Below are 739 nucleotides of genomic sequence, written 5' to 3'. Positions count from 1 at the left end.
GACCATGCGCGGACCGATCCCTACGAGGACCATTATCCGGCCTCGCCGGCATCCTATCATCCGCAACCGCCGGTCCCGGACGACGCTCGCCAGTCGCCCGCCGATCAGGGTGAGATCGACGACATCCGCGCCAGCCTGCGTGAATTCCGCGAGGCGGTGCGCGAGCTGACCGAAAGCCGCTCGCGCCGCCGCTATTTCTAAACCGCCCGTATTTCTTAACCGCCTGACGTTCGATAAAAGCAGTCGGTTTCGGGTTTACGGCATCCGACGACGCTTTGACGGGATTGCCTTGTCGAATTTTCGTGAAAATGCCGCGCGGCATTTCGGCCGATTGCGCCCTGCGCCGGCGGATCGGGATGCGGATTGAGGCATGGGGCATGCATCGATGCGGCCTCGAAACGGAGAGTTCGTGATGACCGAAGTGATTGACGGAAAGCGTGTCGCCGAGGATGTGGTTTCGAAGGTCAAGGCGCTGACGTCGGAGCTGTCGGCCAAGGGAGCCACCAAGCCCGGCCTTGCGGTGGTGATCGTCGGCGAAGACCCGGCAAGCCAGGTCTATGTCGCCTCGAAATCGCGCACCGCCAAGGAATGCGGCTTCCATTCGCTCCAGCATACGCTGCCGGCCGACACCACCGAGGAACAATTGCTGAAGATCATCGGCGACTTGAATGCCGACAAGTCGATCCACGGCATCCTCGTGCAATTGCCGCTTCCCGGCCATATCGACGCCGGCAAGGTG

2 protein-coding genes are annotated in these 739 nt (G+C 62.0%); both read left to right on the top strand.

The genetic code is table 11. The features are described from left to right. Positions 1-201: hypothetical protein (locus EOD07_RS36395; RefSeq protein WP_164772958.1), on the top strand; the 201-nt coding region annotated here is incomplete at its 5' end. A gap of 211 nt (positions 202-412) precedes the next feature. After that, on the top strand, positions 413-739 hold a 327-nt coding region (locus EOD07_RS36390; RefSeq protein WP_281059123.1), incomplete at its 3' end, for a tetrahydrofolate dehydrogenase/cyclohydrolase catalytic domain-containing protein.

It is taken from the genome of Mesorhizobium sp. M2C.T.Ca.TU.002.02.1.1 (assembly GCF_003997225.1).
This window is presented reverse-complemented; position numbering and strand designations above follow the sequence as displayed.